Consider the following 21469-nt stretch of genomic DNA (forward strand, 5'->3'; position numbering starts at 1 on the left):
GTAGAACAGCTTTTAAATGTAGCAATTTACTCCTTATCATTTTAGATTAAAAAAATTCAATCCTTTTCTAATCACATTCTAATGTCGTCTTAATGCCAAACTAATAGCCCGTGTATAATTTTGGTAAATAAAATTGATAATCATTACGGATTCAAATAAATATTGGTAATTATTCAGGGAACACTTAAATAATCCTGGTTAAAATTTTTGATATGAATACTAACCCTTTTGCTGAAACAGAAAACGACGTTATTAATGAAAGAATCCCCGCTCTTGAGTTTTTAAAAAACGAGGATACTGATCTCAGTCAAATTAAAACTGACATCACCCAAAAGAACGGCAATGAATTTTATGTGAACGCAGAATCTGTAAAAAGTGTATCTCAGCCTTTTAAAGCATTTAGGCCATTTTCAAGGAATAACTTTGGTAAATGGGAAACAGATTTCCTTATTGACTACATTATTAAAACACACCACAATTTTGCGAAAAAGAACGCCGTTATTATTTATAACCTGGCACAAAGAGCTTTTTACCACCATAGCAATACTCATCCCGAATTGCTAACACTCAATAAAATTATCTTTTTGTTCCTGCACGACTTATTAAATCAAATGAAAGAAGAGGAACAATTTATCTTTCCTTGCATCAGGCAAACAGCAAACGATATAAAATATGCCGAAATAAACGATGCCAGCATTTCGCAGTCTTTAAAGGAAAAAATAAAGTTGCTGGAAAATGAACGTGCAAAAGCATTTACCTATCTGAAAACGCTCCGCAAGGTCACCAATGATTTTGGCATACCTGCTGATGCCTGTGATTCCTATAAGACCTTGATTGAAAAAATGAAGGAGCTTGAAGATAATCTAAACATGCATTTTTACCTGGAAGATCATCTTTTCCAAAATGTAAATGTGCGCGTAGGGAAATAAAGTGATAATTATTTAAAAAATTTAGAAGCGTAACGAGATTCAGAAAACAAGTAAAATTAAAAAAATACAGACTATATGGTTAAACAATTTGAAACGTTAACAGAAGAAGAAAGACACCTTTTATATCAAGCGCCCGTACTAATATCTGTGCTGGCCTCATGTACGTTGAATGAAGTTAACAAAGGTCAAAAGGCAGATGCAATTAAATTAGCACATTTAAAAACTTTTACAGCCATCCCGTTATTATTACCGTATTACTCTGAAGTAGAGAAAGGTTTTAAAGAGCAATTCGAATTTGCGGAAAAAAAATATTTTCCCTTTGATGACAATAAGCGCGACGAAATAAAAAAAGAATTGCATAAAATCAATTTTATTATCAGCAAACTGGATAAAGATTATGCTTTTACATTGCATGCCGGCCTGGATAGATTCGCTAAGCATGTAAAGAAAGCCAGGCATAGTATTTTCCAGGATTTTATCTTCCCGCTACCAATAAAAGGATTATCATATTAGCGATTATCGTATTAGTGTTTGAATATTTGATGCATGACGAAATAAAAATAAAAGCAATTCTTTGCTGTTTTAACGACGACTGCAACAGTATGCAGAAGCGCAGATTAGTATGGTAGCATTTAAATAGTCATGGAGGACTGCTGGTAAAATAAAATATGAACTCATGGTTAATCATTTCCTAATACCACCAGGCACCTGAAGGACAAAAAAGAAATTTTCCATGGAACTTAAATTGAGTAAATGAAAAAAATATTAATAGCACTCGACAATAATGCCGACGCTAAAAAAGTTGCAGAAACCGGCTACGCATTATCTGAAGCTTTACATGCGCATACTACTTTGATGCACGTCACTCCAGGGTCAGCATTCTATGCTTCTCTTAATTATTCGCCGATAGCAGGATTTGATAGTTTTAGTAACTTAGATATAGTCCAAGCAGGTAGCGTTGAAGAATTGAAAATAACAGCAGAGAAATACCTCGATAATGTAAAACTTAGCCTGGGAGATGAAACAATTGAAACAGTGGTAAAAGAAGGAGGGTATGCAGAAAATATTTTGCAAACGGCAAAAGAAATGAAGGCGGATATGATAGTAATGGGAACGCACAGCCGCAAAGGACTAGATAAGGTATTACTGGGAAGCGTAGCCGAAAATGTTTTGCATCACACAACAATTCCGCTATTTATTATTCCAGTAAAATCTCCTGAAGAAAAATAATGGCTTTAACCAAAGTGAATAAGATAAATTACGAAAGAACAACTATATTATTTGGTTGCAAAAAAAAATAATTAAAATTAAAAATTTTTATTTATGGAAGAATATCCGAATGAAGAACACATTGTAAAAATCCTGGAAACCGAATATGTAACGCACAATGTAAAACGATTCAACTTAAGCAAGCCGGACTCTTATAAATTTAAACCGGGGCAAGCTACAGATATTGTTATCAATCTTCCCGATTGGAAAGAAGAGCGAAGGCCTTTTACGTTTACAAGTCTTAACGAATGGGACCACCTCGAATTCACTATTAAAATTTATAATGATCACAATGGTGTAACCAATCAATTGGGAAAACTTCATGCAGGTGATGAATTGATTTTGCATGATGTATTTGGAGCTATTAATTACAAAGGCGAAGGTACTTTTATTGCAGGCGGCGCAGGCGTTACGCCTTTCATCGCCATTTTCAGGCAATTGCAAAAAGATGAAAAGCTTCGAAATAATAAATTGATTTTTTCCAACAGAACAACAAAGGATATTATTCTTAAAGACGAGTTTGAAAAAATGCTTGGCAAAAATTTTATCAATACAATTACTAACGAGAAAACAGAGAAGTATGATAATCGAAAAATGGACGAACGTTATCTCTCGGAAAAAATAAAAGATCTGTCTCAATATTTCTATATCTGCGGCCCGGATGCAATGATAGAAAGCATTAAAGAAATTCTTTTGCATTTAGGAGCTGACAAAAATAAAATTGTGATAGAAGAATTTTAAATTGGGTCTGAAAATAAATTCACCCGAAATAAAATTAAAATTGTATAACCATGTCCAAAGATCCTTATCAAATAAAAAAAATATTAACTACAAAAAATAATACGTTCACTTATTACAGTCTTGCAGAACTTGAAAAACAGGGACACGGCATTAGCAAATTGCCTTTCTCTATCCGCATATTATTGGAAAATGCATTGCGCAATTTTGATGATTTTGCAATCACCAAAGAAAATATTGAAACCATTCTTCATTGGCAACCTAAAGGTTCTGATAAAGATATTCCGTTTAAACCCGCACGTGTTCTTATGCAGGATTTCACAGGTGTACCTGCTGTTGTAGATATTGCTTCATTACGTGCTGAAATAGCAAGGAAAGGAAAAAACCCTGATGAAATAAATCCATTAATACCTGTTGACCTTATCATTGATCATTCAGTGCAGGTTGATTATTTTGGAACAGAATATTCTTACGCCCGCAATATGGACGAAGAATATAAACGCAATAAGGAGCGCTACCAATTTTTAAAATGGGCACAAAAATCTTTTAATAATTTCAGCGTGGTCCCTCCCGGCATGGGTATTTGTCACCAGGTTAATTTGGAATATTTATCCAAAGGTGTAATTGAAAAAAGCGGAGAAATTTTTCCTGATACATTGGTAGGAACAGATAGCCATACGCCTATGGTAAATGGTATTGGTGTGGTAGCCTGGGGCGTTGGCGGCATTGAAGCCGAAGCTGCTTTATTGGGTCAGCCAATTTATTTTATAATGCCCGAAGTGATAGGGTTGAAATTGACGGGCAAACTTCCGCTTGGTTCTACTGCTACTGATTTGGTATTAACCATTGCAGAGCTTTTAAGAAAATATGGAGTAGTTGGAAAATTTGTTGAAGTACTTGGTTCAGGTCTTGATAATCTCTCTGTTCCCGACCGTGCTACTATCGGTAATATGTCTCCTGAATTTGGATGCACAATAACTTATTTCCCCATTGATGACAAGACGCTGGAATATATGCGTAAGAGCAATCGTACGGAAGAACAAATACAATTGGTAGAAGATTATTGCAAAACAAATATGCTCTGGAGAACAGGCGATGAAACGATTCAATATTCTGATATTATTGAGTTAGATATTTCAACAATCGAACCTGCAGTAGCCGGGCCAAAACGTCCACAGGATAAAATTTTATTAAAGAATTTTAAATCAAAATTTATAAAGCTGTTAGACGAAACGTATGGCCGCAAATACACGGAAGAAAAACAATTAAGCCGTTGGATGGCTGAAGGCGGCAGCCAGCCTGCAACACAACCAAAAGCTGAATTAACTCCAGAACTGGAAATTGAAGAAACCGTTGTAAATGGAATGAAAAATGTGTGGGTAACTATTGGCGAAGAAAGTTTTATGTTGGCTGATGGTGCCGTTGCTATTGCTGCAATTACTTCCTGTACAAATACATCCAACCCATTTGTAATGGTGGGTGCAGGTTTGGTTGCAAGAAAGGCAAGGGAACATGGATTGAAAACGAAACCCTGGGTGAAAACTTCAATGGCTCCCGGCTCAAAAGTGGTAACAGATTATCTTGAAAAAGCAGATTTGTTAGATGACCTCGAAGCCATGCAATTTCATACGGTGGGTTATGGTTGCACTTCCTGCATTGGCAACTCGGGTCCATTGCCAACTTTTGTTGCAAAGGCCATTGATGAGCATGATATTGTAGTTGCTTCCGTGCTCTCCGGTAATCGAAATTTTGAAGCAAGAATTCATCCGCAGGTAAGAATGAATTTTTTGATGTCACCAATGTTGGTAGTAGCGTATGCCATTGCAGGCAGGGTTGATATAGACCTTATCAATGAACCCATCAGTTATGACCCCAATCAACAACCTGTTTATCTAAAAGATATCTGGCCTTCTGATGATGAGATCAATAATGTTATGAGCAAAGTGCTTTCACCAAAAGACTTCGCAAAAAATTATGCAGAAATATTTGAAGGCAATGAAACCTGGAGAAACCTTGTCATTCCTGAAGATACTTTGTATGCTTGGGATGATAGCTCAACCTACATTAAAGAAGCGCCTTTCTTTTATAACATTTCTGATAACGCAGAACCTTTAAAAGACATCGTTAACGCAAGAGCATTGTTGGTATTGGGCAATAGCATCACTACTGATCACATCTCTCCTGCCGGTCAGTTTAATGAGTTCTCGGCAGCAGGAAAATATTTAATAAGCCGCAGTGTAAAAAAAGAAAACTTTAACTCTTACGGCTCGCGAAGGGGAAATGATGAAGTAATGGTTCGTGGCACTTTTGCCAATGTGCGTATTAAAAATAAGCTGGCGCAAAAAGAAGGCGGCTATACAAGGTATTTGCCTTCGGGTGAAGAAATGTCCGTGTATGATGCTTCAATAAAATATAAAGAAAATCAAACACCGTTAGTAGTGTTGGCAGGCAAAGAATATGGAAGTGGTTCATCAAGAGACTGGGCTGCGAAAGGCGCATTCCTGTTGGGTATTAAAGCAATACTTGCAGAAAGCTATGAACGGATACACAGAAGTAATTTGGTAGGAATGGGTGTATTGCCACTTCAATATTTGGTTGGCGATACTGCAGAAAAATTAGGACTTACCGGAAATGAAAGTTTTACAATAACTGGTATTGCACAAGATATTAAGCCTTTGAAAAAAGTGCAGCTCACCGCCAAAAAAGAAGATGGAACAGAAATTAAATTTGATGCCATTGCACGAATGGATTCAAATATTGAAATAGAATATTACAGGCACGGCGGAATTTTGCAGTATGTGTTGAGACATTTTTTAGAAAAAACAAATTAATAAAATAGCAAAAAATATATCATGGAAAACGACACTTTATATCCAATAACAACCAAAGAGCTGGCTGATAAAAAGGCAGCCTTGGCGCCTAAAAATTTAGAAGCATGGCGAAATTTTAGCAAAACTGTATTTGAAGCAGGAGCACTTGATGAAAAGACAAAGCAATTGATTGCGGTAGCCGTGGCGCATGTAACGCAATGTCCTTATTGCATCAGGTCGCATTCAAAATACGCTATGCGAAAGGGGGCCAGCAAAGAAGAAATTATGGAAGCTATTTGGGTAGCTGCTGAAATGCGTGCGGGTGCCGCTTATGCGCATGCAACCATAGCGATGGATGAAATGGAAAAACACTAAATAATAGATTGAATCATGATAAATTAAAAAATGATGAAAGAAAGATTAAACTATGCACAAGTTTCTCCCGATGCTTTAAAAGCTATGCGGGAACTTGAAAAATATGTAGCCGCTTCAGGACTTGAACGTTCGTTATATGAACTCGTTAAAACCAGGGCTTCTCAAATAAATGGCTGTGCCTATTGCCTTGATATGCACACTAAAGATGCCCGTAAAGCCGGTGAAACGGAACAACGCCTGTATGCTTTGAGCGCCTGGAAGGAAACTCCTTTTTTTACAGAGCGGGAACGTGCCGCTTTAGAATGGACTGAAGCGCTCACCCTGATTTCGGAAAATGATGTGCCTGATTCTTTATATGATGGGGTTCACAGGCATTTTGATGAAAAGGAAATGGTTGCTTTAACTATGGCGATAGTTGCAATAAACGGATGGAATCGTTTGGCAATTGGATTTCGAACTGTTCCGGGAAGCTATAAACCGCAATAAAATGATTGAAAATTTTAAATGTGTATAAATGGATATTGAAGGAAAGATAGCGGTGATAACCGGAGCCAGTAGCGGATTGGGAGCTTCATTGGCTGATGCATTAATAACTAAAGGAGCCACTGTTTACGGGCTTGCCCGCAACATAGACAAACTCCGTGGTATTGAAAATAGATTGAGAAAAAATTTTATTCCTGTTAGTATAGATATTACTAACCAGAAAGATATTTCATCATGGGTACAAGATACTTTTTCCAATTCCCATATTCCTGATATGCTTATCAACAATGCAGGAGCGGGTTATTTTACAAAGATTGATGAGCTTTCGCTTGAACGATGGCATGAAATGATCAATACTAATTTAAACGGAGCATTCTACATTACATCATCCATTGTTCCTTTCATGAAGAAGAATACAAACACTTATCATATCATCAACATTGGTTCAATACTTGGAAAAACAACGAGAGCTGAAAGCGCTGCTTATTCTGCCACAAAATATGGTATGCAGGGCTTTAGCGAAGCATTGTTCAAAGAGCTTCGTTCTTATAAAATAAAAGTTACTTGCGTAAACCCCGGTAGCATTGACACAGCCTTTTTTGAAGATTCAGGAATAAAACCACACAAAAATATGCTGCAGCCAAAAGATATTGCACAACTACTCATTCATATTTTAGAAACACCCGATAATTTTTTGGTAGATGAGATTACCGTGAGACCATTAATTCCCAATCCTCCTGCATAGTTTTTATAAAACTCAGCTTAGAGATAACGAAGCAAAATGTTTGAAGATTCAACGATTTTAAAGTATTAAAATAATGATGGATATAAACTGATTTGAACAGAAGTTTTGAAAATGAAAAATGATGTCTATTATATTAAACACTGTGAGTTATTAGCTGAAGAAGCAGCCGCAAAAGGAGATGCGCCGGTTGGTTCTATCATTACCAAAGGTGATGAAATTATCGCTGAGTCAATCGAAGCATCAAAAAATAAAAATGATATTACCTGCCATGCGGAATTAGAAGCCATCAGGCTTGCGGTAAAAAATTTAAAAACGAACGATCTGTCAGATTGTGTTATCTATTCAACACACGAGCCTTGTATCATGTGTTCTTACGCTATTCGATTTTATAAAATAAAAAAAGTAGTGTATCAACATGCGGTAAATTATTTAGGCGGAAACTCTTCTTCAATGCCCTTACTGATTAGTAAAGAAGTTCCACCGCATTGGGAAGAAGTTCCGGTTATCGTTCATTTAAAAACTTTTAAATAAAGAGGCGGAATTTTAAATTGCAAAGATTGAAAGAAGTAAATAAAACGATATGGACCATTGGGCATTCCACCCGCTCTTTGGAGGAATTTGTCGGCATGCTGCATTCATTCAACATTGAAATAATTGCAGACATCAGAAGTTTTCCCGGCTCACGCAAATTTCCTCAATTCAATAAAGAAGCACTGGAAATTTCGTTGCCTCAAAACAACATTCAATATATCCATATAAAAGCTCTTGGTGGAAGAAGAAAAGCAAACCCGGATTCAAAAAATACAGCCTGGCGGCATATTGCTTTTCGGAGCTATGCCGATTATATGGAAACAACTTCTTTTAAAGAGGGCATAAGAGAACTTGAACAAATTGCATTGAAACAAAGAACGGCTTATATGTGTTCGGAAGCAGTATGGTGGCGTTGTCACCGTTCTATGGTTTCTGATTATTTAAAGTTGCGCGGTTGGAAAGTAATGCACATAATGGGCATATCAAAAGAACAAGAACATCCTTATACTGCGCCGGCAAGAATTATAAATAATAAATTGAATTATGAAAAACAAGCGGAATGAAATAAATGTGTTTTGATTTTTTACCATGATTAAACTTTTAAATAAAATACAGCGATGTGAAGTTTGTAAAGAGCATTTACCGTTAGGTCCAAGACCTGTTATCCAATTAAATGCATACTCGAAAATTGTTATTATAAGCCAGGCTCCCGGCAGGCGTGTACACGAAACTGGAATTCCGTGGAATGATGCGAGTGGTAAAAAATTAAAGTCATGGATGAATGTAAGCGATGAAATATTTTATAACCCTGCATGCTTGTCTATTTTGCCAATGGGCTTTTGTTATCCCGGCAAAGCAATTTCAGGCGATCTGCCACCAAGGCCTGAATGCGCTCCCTTATGGCATCCACAGATTTTAAAAAATTTTAAAAGCAAACCGCTTATTTTATTAATAGGACAATATGCGCAGCGCTATTATTTAAAGAATAGTTTCAAAGAAAGCCTTACAGAAACAGTCAGGAATTACAAGAAATATTTGCCAACCTATTTTCCATTGCCGCATCCTTCTCCCCGAAATCAAAACTGGGTGAAGATAAATCCATGGTTTATGGAAGAAGTGGTTCCAGAATTACAAAAGAGAATACAGTTAGCAGTAAGTGGGTAAATTAATTGTTGCATTTCTTAATTAAAAAACTACAACCTTGAAACAGAAATTTAAAATCCGTGACCATGTAACCTGGAATTCAGAAGCTGGTCATGTGTCCGGTACGATAGTGAAAATACACAAAAGAGATTTTGATTACAAAGGTTATACCCATCATGCCAGCAAAGAAGATCCGCAATATGAAATTAAGAGCGATAAAACAGACCATATTGCTGTTCATAAAGCAAGTGCACTTTCAAAAAAAATAGAAAGCTGATTAAAAACATACAATGAAAACCATACTCATATTTGTTTCAACACTTGATGGTAAGGTAACAAAATGGGGAGCTTCTAATGTTAAGTTGTGGTCGTCTCACCAGGACCAGGATTATTATAAAAAGATTTTGAATGAATCGCAGCTTATTGTTATGGGGAGTAACACATTTAATGCTGACACATTTAAGCCTTCGGCAGATCATCAGTTTATTATTATGACGGTACATCCTGATAAATATAAAAGTTTGGAAATTACTGGACAGATTGAATTTACAAACGAATCACCTGTTGAGTTAATAGCCCGCTTTATAAGCAAGGGGCACAAGCATATATTGGTAGTTGGAGGACCGCATATTGCCACTTCATTTTTAAAAGAACAATTAATTGATGAAGTATGGTTGACGATCGAACCTAAAATATTTGGAACAGGAGGTAATTTTGCAACAGAGATAAATCTGGATATCAATTTACATTTGATTCACTGCGAAAAAGTAAATGAACAGGGAACATTGATTACTAAATATGCAGTGTTGAAGAAATGAATTGTATGGTTTCAAGAGTCTTCAATTATTGCATTCTCTCCTCACAGCAAATACAAAAATTTTTGAAAATAAAAAAGAAATTAAAATGACAAAGCCAAATAATATACAACCTGAGAAAGGAAATTTATTGAACACAATTCATCATAATGGTAAATTATTGGTGCTTCCAAACATCTGGGATCCTTTAGGGGCTATACTTTTGGAAAGTTTGGGTTATGCAGCTGTGGCTACTGCAAGCGCCTCCATCGCTTTTAGTAATGGCTATCCGGATGGAGAAAAAATTCCATTTAAAGAGCTGTTGCACATCCTGCGAAAAATAGTAAATAGTGTAACCATTCCCGTAACTGCTGATATTGAAAGTGGCTATGCAACAAATAGTGCTGGGCTCCAAGAAAACATTAAAATGCTCCTTGACGCAGGAATAGCCGGAATTAATTTTGAAGATACTAACAAGGAAGATAAAACAATTATTTCAATTGAAGCGCAATGTAAAAAGCTTAGCCTGATTAGAAATACAGCGTCGGGAATGGGAGTTTCTCTTTTTATCAATGCACGCACTGATGTGTATCTTAAAGCAAATGATTTATCGGATCAGGAAAAATTAGCTGAAACCATACTCCGGGGGAAGGCTTATAAAGATGCAGGTGCAGATGGTTTTTATCCAATTTTTCTTAAAGAAGAAACTGCGATGAAAAGCATAGTGAAAGAAGTAGGATTACCTGTAAATATTTTAATACTTCCGGGCATACCACGTTTTGAAGAACTACAGGATTTAGGTATAGCAAGAGTAAGTCTTGGTCCCGGCTTTTTAAAAATTGCTATCAATGCTATGAAAAATATTGCTGAAAAATTATTGCGTAATGAAGGGATGCAGGAAGTGACAGATAATCCTGTTACATCGGCGTATTTAAATACTTTAATTTCTAAATAAAACGGCTGAACCGAAAGCCAATTGAAGACAGCGGTAACGTTGTCTTTTTTATTTTTCAGGATCATTTAGAAACTATTATTTCACCGGATAGATGTGGTATAGTCTAATCTTTCAAACTGTTTTCTAATCACATTCTAACATTCCTTTAATATCAAACTAATGATCGGGGTATAATTTTGGGAACTGAAATAACAGGTATGTAATTGCATACTTTTTTATTAGCTTTTTATAATGAAAAACAGGAACTCAAAATTTAATAAGGTAAAATATTCTTTGTTGAGCAAACTCGGATCTATGTTTAATCTATCGTTTTCAAGCCATGAGCTGCTGGATGAGAAAATATTTAGTGTTGATGGAATTAAACGAAAAATATTGGTAGTGGAAGAAAACAATGGTTTAAATTCTTCATACATCATACTCCTGTAAAATTCTTATTTCTGTCCCAACGGAAACCTTTTGCAGCCAAACTGAGGTGGTCATTTCACCCGGATGGTATATACCTTCTATGATACCGGTTGAGATGTGTTATTTAGGCTGGCAGGAATCTCTGGAAAAGTTAATGAAGTTAGTTGAGCCTGAGATCCCGGATATGTAATGCGCACTTAAAAAGTGTGGAACCTCACCTCATCAATATTGATTTGAGAATCCATCATCGAGGATATATTGATTCGCTATCTAATGAATGATTTATTGTCATTAGGGATCGGTCGGTCTGCTCACTACAAACTTATAGAATATTTTCTAAGTGAAATTACAGTTTTCGCTACCACGAAATTCTGCAGGTAGCAGAAATTTGTAAACTACCCCATGAAAGACAATACCCATCAGCGCCTTATATTTTCCCCAAATTCCCGTATTTAAACACTATGAGAACCCTCCAAAACAAGATCAGTAAATTGCTGGGTAGCCGGAAAGGGGTGCTAAGCAATGATGTCGGCGGATTTTCCCAGCGCGAAGCGCTGCTGGCTGTCAGCGAAAATCTGAAAGTCAGCAACCGACGATTGAAAGATGCCAACCGGGAACTCAATACTATCTTCAACAAAATAGACGAAGCGCTTTTTTCAGTAGACGTCGTCAATAATATAGTTACCCAGATGTCAATAGCATGCGAGAAAATTTCCGGCTATACTCCCCTGGAATTTAAGGCAGACTTCAACCTTGTAAGAAGAATAATAGATGATCCGCACAAATTTAGTAGCAGGAAGATCTGTTTGCAACTCATAAAAGGCGATGTAGTGGCAGGTATTTACCGGATTCGACGCCGCGATGAGGAAATGCGTTGGATTGAAGTAAAGATCATTCCTACGCTTGACGATGAAGGTGTCTTATACCGACTGGATGGAATTGCAAAAGATATTACTGACCAAAAATTGACTGCTGAAAAAAACAGGGAGACGGAGAGGCGCTACCGCCTCGTAAGCGAAAACCCGCTTTTGGGTATCGGCTGGTGCTCGACCGAAGGAAAACTCATCAATGCCAATGAAGCATTATGCAGCATGCTGGGATATACCCGGGAGGAAATCGAAGGGAAACATTTTTGTGAATTTTCCTACGCGGAAGACCTTCATATAGAAAATCCGCTTTTTGAAAAAATACTGAATAAGGAAATTAACAATTACCAGGTAGAGAAAAGATATATAAGAAAAAACGAAGAGATTATCTGGGTACTGTTAAACCTGTCTTCTGTTTGGAAGGAAAACGGTGAAATCGATTACTTTATCGGGATCGTGCAGGATATTAACCAAAGGAAAGAAGCAGAACAAAACCTGAAAGTAAGCTATGAAAGAATTGTAGCGAATGAAAATATGATGAAGGCAGCCGAAGAACTGGCGCATTTTGGAAGCTGGGAGGCTATTTTGAAAACTAATATTACCAAATGGTCCGCAGGTACCTACCGCATCTTCGGCTATGAACCAAACGTAATTCAACCTTCTCAGAATTTATTTATACAACACATTCACCCCGCAGATCGTGCAGGCGTTACGTTGTCTCTTGAGCAGGCTATTAAAGAACAGAAAATGCAAAAATTAAACTTCCGGATAATTGATGCCAAAGGTGCCGTGAAATACATTCATTCAGAATTAATAGTAGAATGTAGCCAGCAGGGAGAAACAATAAGACTGGTAGGATTCAACCAGGATGTCACAGAAAAAGTAAGGCTTGAAAACCGTCTTTTGGAAGAAAAAAGAAACCAGTTGCGGGAAGTTACACAGGCAGTAATTACCACACAGGAAAATGAACGCACTTTCCTTGCAGGGGAATTGCATGATAACATTAATCCCACACTTGCCACCGCAAAGTTATATTTAGACTGTGCAATTCAGGATGAGGGAGAACGAATCAACCGGTTACTTGAAAGCAAAGGATTTATCAATGATGCCATGAACGACATCCGGAAACTTTCCCGTTCACTCGCGCCACCCTCTTTAGGTGAAAATAAATTAAGGGATGCGGTGGCTGACATAATTAAAAATATTGACCGGGTTCACCGGTTACAGTTTAATACTATCTGGGAAGGATTGGATGAACATTTCCTAAGTGAAAAACTTCAATTAGCTGTTTACCGGATTATCCAGGAACAATTCAATAACATTTTGAAATATGCAAGGGCGAAATCGGTAACACTGCATATCACGCAGCAGCCCGGAATCTTAAAAGTACGTATTAAAGATGATGGTGTCGGTTTCGACAAAGAGGTAAAAAGAAATGGCCTCGGGTTACGCAACATCAGTAACCGCGCCGCAGTATTCAACGGTAGCGCAACCGTTAACTCTCTACCGGGAGAAGGCTGTGAACTTCTTGTTACACTTATGACACAATTGTAACGCCAATAAGGCCCTTCGAAAAGCCGTTAATAATTTAACGGGATTTTTGCTTGTTTTGAGACCGCGGAATTTTCAATTACTCAAAAAAGGCTCTTCTCGCTCCATGCCCCATGTTGTATAATTTTCCGGAAGCTTTTTTCTATGGCTTTCTGCCATTGCCGCTACACTATATATTTACTTTCTTTATCAGGTTACTTTGTAATTAAATTTTTTACAGTATCCCAATATTCTTGGCCATAACTAATAAATATCTCCGCCCCGGCCGGAATATCTCTCATCGCTTCCATAAAAACCCTTCCATTGTCTTCCACATACCTGACATTGTTAACTTTTCCTTTAGCCCTACCTAAACCAGTTGCATCATTGGCATACCGGGCTAAAGCATTGGGGTGATCGGCGGCATCAATTACATGATCACTGTCCAGATAATAGAGGTACCTGTTTATAATTTTAGTGTCTTGTTCAATTTGCAAAATCCTGTTCCAGGTAGTAATTCTTCCAATGTATTCTATGATACGCACTCCCTTCCTAATAAGCACTTTAGTGAATAAACCTTTTCCGGCTGCGGGTATTCCAGATGTTTTTATAAATAATTTTTTTTGTAATAAAGCCATAGAAACAAATTTAAATTAAAGTTTATTTTAAAAGCCAGTTTACTTGTAATGCTGTTTGTGCGTAGGTTTTAGCTTTTCGGATTGACCGTATCTACATGGAAATCATGATAACCCATTTTTGTCTAAGTACTTTTTTGTCAATACTCCACGCTTATGGGACTACGCTTCCAAGCCGATACATCGTGTCTCTCGCCTATTCGGTGGACGTGATGAACTGAATTTAATTGAATAAGTCTACGCAGGGTATGGTATAATTTATTCTATACCACATGTGCCGTTTTAAATAATTTAATTGCAAGGAATATAACGGAAAGGAGTAAACGAAAATATGGGGTACTATTATTATTTGATTTTTTAAATTCCACACTTGCGTTCGTAGCATCTATAAGTCTCGTGTGTTGCGCCGTCCTAATTGACTATCATTTCAGGTGGAATCACTATACTGAAAACGGTGCCTTCCCCGTAAACGGAACTCACTTTTATATCAAATCCGTGAAAGGTCGAAATGCTTTGGACAATAGATAGGCCCAGTCCATATCCCTCGCTGATTGCGTGACCGGACTTTTTGAACCTGTTAAAAATTGTTCCGATTTCTCCCTCCCTGATACCTATGCCTGTATCTTTTAAGTACAGGATATAAGGTTCTCCCAGCACATAGTGGTCACTTAGATCGATGGCCCCATTTTCTTTGTTATACCTTATCGAATTATTAATAAGGTTGTAGAGAAGTTGAAAAAACAAATCATGATTTACCTTCTGCAGTATCACCCCTTTCGTAATTTCATTTGTAAAACGAATCGATTTCGTCTCCAGCCGGTGGGAAAGCTCTTCCATAACCTCTATGGTCAAGTTTTGTACATTGACGGTATCAGCTTTAGCAAACTGGTCATTTTCAATCCGTGAAATATACAGCAGGGAATGTACAATTTTCTTAAGGCGGTTAACCGTTTTCATTACGGCTGATAACTTTTCCTGCAGCTCTTCACTAACATCTTCCTCCATCATCATGTTTTCTATATTGGTTTGCAGGATACTGATGGGAGTCATCAGTTCATGTGAAGCATTCGAAGTAAACTCCCTTTCTTTATCAAAAGCTTCATGTATTTTTTCCATCAGGCTAATGAGTGAACTATCCAGGAATTTGAAATCGGTTGTTGATGTTTTTACAGGTGATAACGGCTCCCTGAAAGGGAATTTCCGGTTCAGCAATTTGGTTCGGACGATCTTTGCAAGCGGCCTCAGCAACAAGTTCGTATATACTAGGTCCACAACGATACTTAGCAGGATCAATCCAATTAAAATATAGAGCGTAAAGCGTTGCAAAAGACTATTGTATTCGCCTATAGTCGCGGTAGTTTTCCCAATTTCAAGAATATATTTTTTGTTATCGAAATTTAATTCGTGTATCAGTATCCTGTAATTTAGTGTGTCCTCTTCCACTATGCGGTGAGAAGTTTCTATTGTGTCCCGTAAATTATTATATGCAGGAACCAGCGAAATATACTCTTCCTTAAGCATAGTATAACTTGCATAAGCACTATCGCCCTGCAGATAATAATCCACTCCGTTTTTATCAATTACATTCAGCACCTTCTTCTTTTGTTGCCTCAGATAATAATTTGTGTACTGCGAACTGACTACGCTGACCAAAGAAGGAAGAAGTAATACAAAAAGTACCACTATCAACAGTTTGGAGAGCGTAATAAAAAGGGTCAGTTTAGTCAGCAGTTTCAAGAGGTATTATATTTTAATTTTATAACCGATACCCCGAAGGGTTTGTAACCAGTCCACAGGAGCATATGCGGTCATTTTTTTTCTGATATTTTTAATATGTACATCAATGTAGTTGGAATCATAATCATCATCTGAAAAGTTACCCCAGATATGTTCACTCAACTGTAGCCGCGTAAGGGGCCTGTTTTTGTGTAATACCATATAACTGAGCAAATCAAACTCTTTCCGTGATAAGTCAATTTCTTTTTCTTCGAAGCGCACCGCTCTTTTATTGAGGTCGATGTTAAAGTCCCCCAGTTCCAATACCGGGTCATTGTTGCCGGATTTTCGACGTGAAATGGCCTGCATCCTCGATTGTAATTCCAACAATGAAAATGGCTTGGGAAGATAGTCGTCAGCGCCAAGATCGAGTCCTTTTATCCGGTCTTCCAGTTTACCCCTTGCCGTTAGAATAATGTAAGAAGCATCAGGGCACATTTTCTTAGTGGCATTCAAAAGGTCGAGGCCATCACTATCGGGCAATCCCAGGTCGAGCAGGATAAAATCGTATGCATTTTCTATCATCAGGGTTCTCGCCTCTGCCGCAGTGAAGGCCGTATCGCATAGATAAAATGACTTCTCTAAAAAAACCTTTATTTCCCGGGTAAGCGTTCTTTCATCTTCAATGATCAATACTTTCATGGTCTCAGAATTGGTAGTAAAAACTGAAAGTTAAAAAGGAATTTATTTTTCCTGCACCCGCCTGTGCCTGCTTGCTTAATACCGATAACTGGTAAGCCGCTTCCAACACATAGTGCGCCCTGTTGTAGGCAATCGGGCATTTAAAATTATACGACAGTACATTGAAGGACGTGGTGGCGACCGTATCGGTAGTATTGGAAGAGGAGGAGCTGCCAAAAAGAGGATCCGTAAATATACCCAACACACTGTCACGCAGTTTTTGTTCTGTGAGATACGTTTTATAAAAATGTTGAGTACCTCCAACTACATCCGCCGAGGGACCGATCGTGATGATATCTTTATTCCCTATACTAAAAAGATTAATCATTTTAGAGAGGCCTCCGGTTACAAACGCATCACTGGTTTTCCCGAAAGCATAATCGCCGGTCAGCGTAGGTTTTATCCAACTATCGAATGAAAATACAATACTGGCATTATCTGCATTACCCGCCTGCAGCAATGGTGAATATTTGGGATAAAAACTATGGCTATAGCTTAAGTCGGTTGAAAATCTTTTGCCCACCTTAAAGTTGAATCCTGCACCGAGGCTCGCCGCTGATACGGTGGAACTATTTTCATTCAGGAGTTTATAGGTCTGGCCGGTAAAATAAAATCCCGAAGTAAGCTGGTAGTTGGCGGCTATGGCGGCATAAGGAGTGTTTACGGCTGACCGCTGCCCATAATAGCTAACGTTGTTGGAATAAACCGCCGCAAGGGTTAAGGTTGATTTGGCTGGCGTGCTTCCCGAAGCGTCATCGGCAGTACTATCGGTTTGCCCGAAACAAAATGGGCCGCTTATTGCCAATAGTGCAATTAATAATAATGATTTCATGAGGTTTTTTCTTTTGGTTTAGTGAAGTACCCTGATCACAGGTTTAATTATTTTTATGTTCGGTTTGATTATTTTAACAGGTTTTATTTTTACCAACGGTACAGGTACCTGCTGCCTGCGGGCTTTTGGAACCGTTTTAATGGTCACCGCTCCGACGTCATCTTTTGTATCTTCATTAGGCTTTTGAGGTGGTGGTATAGTATCAGTTTGTATTAGGTGAATGGCAGCATGATTAAATAAAATTTTACCTGTAGGTTTACCACCGCATGCCCGCGCCCGGTTAGGCAGGCTCATCATAAAAATTATTCCAATAAAACATTCCAATATAAGTGCCCCTTTCATAATATTATTTTAAAACAGGTTTTGCAAAATAATTGCAAAACCTGCTATGGTATTCCTATCTAATCCTGATTCCTGTATTTGTTTTCACCATGGTATTCATCTTTATAGCTGCTGGCCTTGGCTTAACCATGTGTGCCGTTGCTACTCCGGATTTTACCGCGGCTGCGGAAGTTGCGCTTATTTTTTCACCTCCTTTCACCGCGGTTTTATTTACGTTGGCCGCTACCTTGGTCCCGCTTTCCATTGTGGCATTGGTTTTCGCAATGACTACAGCTTTACCGTCATTTTTAACTTGCGTTCCCTCGCTTTTTAACCGGGCTGTAGATACCGTCGCGCCGTCATTTATAGACGCATTATTACTATAATTATTGTCCGCCGCCGACGCCTTCACGCTGGTATTTGAATGAGCGGAAGCGGAAACGCTATGATCTTTTGAAGCCATCTTTTCAGACTTTTGCTCTTTATCGTTAGCCTGCATCACCAGGTTTTGTTTTGCCTTGGCTGCTTCTTTGTTTTCTTCTTTTAATTCAGCATAGGATTTGCTCTCCGCTTTTGTGGCGGTGTGGGACTGAATACTGGTTGCAGCACTGGCGTTACCTGAAGTGTTCACCTTACTACCACTCTTGTTGCTTTGGAGGGTGGTATTATCCTTAATGGCCTCGCTGCTTTTCACGGTGGTTTGCGCAAACATAGCAGCTGAAAATAATAATGCAGTCGAAATCAATAATGTCTTTTTCATAAAGTTTTTTTTAAGTGTAATAATTAATGACAAGACAAACATAGAAACCGAAGATGAAGGGAAAATGAAAAATGAAAATTCTTTTTTAGAATGATATTTTGCTCCTGGGGTTTAATAGTTAGGTTTTCGAACGTCGTTACTGACTTGTAACAGTTTCTTATTGGTAAAAAACGCCTCCATGTTAGGTGAGACGACTCCTATTCAGGAAAACAGCAACGTGATTACAAAAAAATATGACCACTTTTCAAAATATAATTTCTATTTCTTTCATGAAACGGGTCAATTAACTTCTTCCATAATTCTTACCGGTCCCATCAATCCTGATGAAACTAGCGGTGATTCTCTTGTAAAATAATTCCAGGTGGTAAAACAGTATCTACCCTTTGCTGGACGGGGTTGCTTTTTAAGAAACCAATCGGGGAATTCCTTTAACGAGTAGCCACCGCCAAGATAGCCTGGAACAAACTCACAATCTGACGGCTGTTGCTCATCTCCTATTAACCTGTTGGCCCAAACATTCGTTACTTCAATCTTTAAATAATTGTTCCCTTGTCTCAGCAAACCTGCAGGAATTTTTACTTTCCATGGAGCAGTCCATATTACGCCAAGGTCTTCATTATTTATGTACACTCTTGCAATATGTTTTACGGTACCCAAATCAAGATATAATAGCTGCTTATTCTTAATTGCATCAGCGGAGACACTAACTGTTTTTTTATAAACTGCAGTACCACTAAAATATTTTATTCCGGGATCTTCACTTGTTGTCCAATCTTTAAGTGAAGGAAAGATTACAGGTTTTGCAGGGCCACCCCATGCCGGATCAAATTGAACCACCCATTCGCCATTTAACTTTGTCAATTCTTTCCATGAAGGGAAATTTCTTGTGTTGCTTTTTACATTTATTATAACATTCTTACGGAATACGATAAAGAAGCTTTGAGCCGTATCGAAATTCAATGGGATAGAAATATTTCCATTCTCATATTTAAAATCGGGAAGGTATCGCATAGCTGCCGTTACCGGATCCCAAATTTCCGGTTGCCTCCCAGATACTTTAAAAGTGCAATTTGCATCGCCTGCATTTCGCGATACATTCGCGACAAAATAAATATCTGTATTACCGCTATGGCGATGTATGTATTTCAAATTGATATTGCCGTGAATATCTGCTGCAACAAAATCCCCGCTATCAGCTTTAGCGATTGTTCCCCATTGCAATAATGCCTGGCAACGCTGCCAATACAATACCATTGCTCTGGCCGGTTTCCACCAGGTTTGTGTACGATCAAAATGAGTTCCCCATCTTCCCATTGTTGCACCAGGCTTATATCGATCATCAAAAGCCTGTTCAACAAAACGGTGCAATACCAACCGGTTTACACCGGCGCAGAAAGCCTCGTCACCAATGGGTTTCAGCCATGCGGGTGTTTCATCCCATTTACTATCTGCCGGGTCGCCGGTAAACGCTTCAGCTTCAATAATATTTTGTCCTGACTTTCTTAAAGCAGCAACAGTAGATTCTAATTCATAGGGAGAATATCGTCCTCCATGCGTCCAGAACTCCGTCATAACACGGGGTATCAAAGGCATAATTTCGTCCTGCCTCCACGGACCGCCGTAAGGTTCACATAAGAAAGTAAGATTTGCGGCTTTTAGCTTTTCCGATATTATTTTAAAATAGACGTCGCGGTAAAGGTCTTCAATCGTTGCCTGAAAATCATTTTTGAATTTTAATGAATCCTGTTTGTTCCCCATCGTTCGACCTGCAAATGTGGGCAGGTAAGCCAACAGGTCGTATCCCCGTCTTTTTAAAAACTCTTCCCGCATTTTCGGTGTCCAGTCAGGAGTACCTGCTTCATAACTATCAAAATGAACATGTGTGAAACCAGTCCCAATTAAATCACCAAGATGTTTTTGTATCTCGCTTATTATATGATCCATATGGAAGGTGACCGCCTCTTCACTCATCTTATCGCATTCCAATCCTGTAGCTTTCCATTGTGCAGGCTGAATTAAAGTTCCTGATGTGGTATGTCCAAAACGGTAAATAATCCATTCGCCTGATGGCGCATCCCAATCTAGCGTTCCGTCGGGCAACATCTTGCCTGTTAAATTAATTACACTATCTGTTGCAACTATTCCATTTGCCGGTAATGCCAATACTGCCACATCTTTATAATAAGTTTTCCTTGCCTCAATTTCCGGGATGTCCACTGAGTCGCTGTTTCCATCATAAATGGGATAGGGTGTATGTCCACGCAGGTCTACCGTCGGCCGTTTTAAAAGTATATGCAAACTTCGGTTACCCGTAACCGTGTCAAGAGACCAGCAAAGCTCCTGCATAGAAAGTTCAGGTGTGATCCAAACACCACCACTTGCCTCATAACCGGCACCGTTATACATGCCGAAATCCATACCAAGTCGTTTGGATTCCTGCGCTGCAAATCGAACTAGCTGCCACCAGGGTTCCGTCCAAGAAATAATTTCAGGTGTGGGACTTTTTCCGATGACTCCTGCCCATGGAGTTGTAATATCAGCAAGGCTAAACATCGTTGTCCGGTTGAAGCCTTCATCCTTTAATGCCTCCAGATCTTTTGTAATTCCTTCTTTACTGATGTTGCAACCCATCCACATCCATAAAACACCAGGCTTCGCACTTTCAGGAGGATTGATGAAATCTTTTGCAGGGTCATCTTCTTTTTCAGAGTGGTTTACAACTTGTATTTTAGTCGTTTGGGATTGTGTTTTCGCAGAAAAGGTAATGATGAATAAAGAGAGACTAAATGAAAGAAATGTTATTTTCAATGTTGCTATTTTGTATTTATTAATTGAATCAAAAAACAGCCTGTTCCTTCGCGATAAAATATACAGTTGCAATTTAATTGTGT

The 21469-nt window shown here is 38.2% G+C and carries 23 protein-coding genes; 16 read left to right on the forward strand and 7 right to left on the reverse strand.

Annotated features, from left to right (window positions below):
* The first annotated feature begins 212 nt into the window (after positions 1–212).
* The 16 genes from FW778_RS00275 to FW778_RS00360 all read left to right on the forward strand — a co-directional run bounded on the left by FW778_RS00275 (position 213) and on the right by FW778_RS00360 (position 13597).
* The gene (locus FW778_RS00275; RefSeq protein ID WP_150412582.1) at positions 213–929 is read left to right on the forward strand and encodes a hypothetical protein; all 717 of its coding nucleotides are present in this window, start codon (positions 213–215) and stop codon (positions 927–929) included.
* 75 nt (positions 930–1004) lie between these two features.
* Positions 1005–1442, forward strand: a complete 438-nt coding sequence (locus FW778_RS00280; RefSeq protein WP_150412583.1) for a hypothetical protein — start codon at positions 1005–1007, stop codon at positions 1440–1442.
* Positions 1443–1682: 240 nt separating this feature from the next.
* On the forward strand, positions 1683–2159 hold the full coding sequence (locus FW778_RS00285) for a universal stress protein (protein WP_150412584.1): 477 nt from the start codon (positions 1683–1685) through the stop codon (positions 2157–2159).
* Between the two features lie 93 nt (positions 2160–2252).
* Entirely contained in the window at positions 2253–2939 is a 687-nt protein-coding gene (locus FW778_RS00290; protein ID WP_150412585.1) for an FAD-binding oxidoreductase, read from the forward strand.
* A gap of 50 nt (positions 2940–2989) precedes the next feature.
* Complete coding sequence (acnA, locus tag FW778_RS00295) at positions 2990–5767, forward strand: aconitate hydratase AcnA (RefSeq protein WP_150412586.1); 2778 nt, start codon at positions 2990–2992, stop codon at positions 5765–5767.
* 21 nt (positions 5768–5788) lie between these two features.
* Positions 5789–6121: a carboxymuconolactone decarboxylase family protein gene (locus tag FW778_RS00300; RefSeq protein WP_150412587.1), complete on the forward strand. Its 333-nt coding sequence runs from the start codon at positions 5789–5791 to the stop codon at positions 6119–6121.
* 30 nt (positions 6122–6151) lie between these two features.
* On the forward strand, positions 6152–6607 hold the full coding sequence (locus tag FW778_RS00305) for a carboxymuconolactone decarboxylase family protein (RefSeq protein WP_235905987.1): 456 nt from the start codon (positions 6152–6154) through the stop codon (positions 6605–6607).
* Between the two features lie 28 nt (positions 6608–6635).
* The gene (locus FW778_RS00310) at positions 6636–7349 is read left to right on the forward strand and encodes an SDR family oxidoreductase (protein ID WP_150412588.1); all 714 of its coding nucleotides are present in this window, start codon (positions 6636–6638) and stop codon (positions 7347–7349) included.
* Positions 7350–7460: 111 nt separating this feature from the next.
* A complete protein-coding gene (locus tag FW778_RS00315; protein ID WP_150412589.1) occupies positions 7461–7880 on the forward strand; it encodes a nucleoside deaminase in 420 nt (139 codons plus the stop codon).
* Between the two features lie 26 nt (positions 7881–7906).
* Positions 7907–8443, forward strand: coding sequence for a DUF488 domain-containing protein (locus tag FW778_RS00320; RefSeq protein ID WP_202552010.1), 537 nt, complete (start codon positions 7907–7909; stop codon positions 8441–8443).
* Between the two features lie 25 nt (positions 8444–8468).
* Positions 8469–9044 (forward strand): uracil-DNA glycosylase family protein, encoded by a 576-nt coding sequence (locus tag FW778_RS00325; RefSeq protein ID WP_150412590.1) that lies wholly within the window; start codon positions 8469–8471, stop codon positions 9042–9044.
* Positions 9045–9081: 37 nt separating this feature from the next.
* Positions 9082–9300, forward strand: a complete 219-nt coding sequence (locus FW778_RS00330; protein ID WP_150412591.1) for a hypervirulence associated TUDOR domain-containing protein — start codon at positions 9082–9084, stop codon at positions 9298–9300.
* A 13-nt stretch (positions 9301–9313) separates the two neighbouring features.
* Positions 9314–9841, forward strand: coding sequence for a dihydrofolate reductase family protein (locus FW778_RS00335; RefSeq protein WP_150412592.1), 528 nt, complete (start codon positions 9314–9316; stop codon positions 9839–9841).
* 85 nt (positions 9842–9926) lie between these two features.
* The gene (locus tag FW778_RS00340; RefSeq protein ID WP_150412593.1) at positions 9927–10772 is read left to right on the forward strand and encodes an isocitrate lyase/PEP mutase family protein; all 846 of its coding nucleotides are present in this window, start codon (positions 9927–9929) and stop codon (positions 10770–10772) included.
* Positions 10773–11066: 294 nt separating this feature from the next.
* Positions 11067–11198 carry a hypothetical protein gene (locus tag FW778_RS23540; protein ID WP_262714385.1) on the forward strand — a complete coding sequence of 44 codons (132 nt, stop codon included), beginning with the start codon at positions 11067–11069 and terminating at the stop codon, positions 11196–11198.
* A 440-nt stretch (positions 11199–11638) separates the two neighbouring features.
* A complete protein-coding gene (locus FW778_RS00360; protein WP_150412595.1) occupies positions 11639–13597 on the forward strand; it encodes a PAS domain S-box protein in 1959 nt (652 codons plus the stop codon).
* Between the two features lie 191 nt (positions 13598–13788).
* Here the strand turns inward: FW778_RS00360 and FW778_RS00365 are convergent, their stop codons facing one another.
* The 7 genes from FW778_RS00365 to FW778_RS00395 all read right to left on the reverse strand — a co-directional run bounded on the left by FW778_RS00365 (position 13789) and on the right by FW778_RS00395 (position 21386).
* Positions 13789–14211, reverse strand: coding sequence for an SET domain-containing protein (locus FW778_RS00365; protein ID WP_150412596.1), 423 nt, complete (start codon positions 14209–14211; stop codon positions 13789–13791).
* 408 nt (positions 14212–14619) lie between these two features.
* Positions 14620–15945: a sensor histidine kinase gene (locus FW778_RS00370; RefSeq protein WP_150412597.1), complete on the reverse strand. Its 1326-nt coding sequence runs from the start codon at positions 15943–15945 to the stop codon at positions 14620–14622.
* 6 nt (positions 15946–15951) lie between these two features.
* Complete coding sequence (locus FW778_RS00375) at positions 15952–16626, reverse strand: response regulator transcription factor (RefSeq protein ID WP_150412598.1); 675 nt, start codon at positions 16624–16626, stop codon at positions 15952–15954.
* A 4-nt stretch (positions 16627–16630) separates the two neighbouring features.
* Entirely contained in the window at positions 16631–17497 is an 867-nt protein-coding gene (locus FW778_RS00380; RefSeq protein WP_150412599.1) for a hypothetical protein, read from the reverse strand.
* 18 nt (positions 17498–17515) lie between these two features.
* Positions 17516–17839: a hypothetical protein gene (locus FW778_RS00385; protein ID WP_150412600.1), complete on the reverse strand. Its 324-nt coding sequence runs from the start codon at positions 17837–17839 to the stop codon at positions 17516–17518.
* A 55-nt stretch (positions 17840–17894) separates the two neighbouring features.
* Entirely contained in the window at positions 17895–18578 is a 684-nt protein-coding gene (locus FW778_RS00390) for a hypothetical protein (RefSeq protein WP_150412601.1), read from the reverse strand.
* Positions 18579–18857: 279 nt separating this feature from the next.
* Positions 18858–21386 (reverse strand): glycosyl hydrolase, encoded by a 2529-nt coding sequence (locus tag FW778_RS00395; protein WP_150412602.1) that lies wholly within the window; start codon positions 21384–21386, stop codon positions 18858–18860.
* Between the last annotated feature and the right edge of the window lie 83 nt (positions 21387–21469).

This window comes from Ginsengibacter hankyongi (assembly GCF_008710285.1).
Taxonomy (GTDB): domain Bacteria; phylum Bacteroidota; class Bacteroidia; order Chitinophagales; family Chitinophagaceae; genus Ginsengibacter; species Ginsengibacter hankyongi.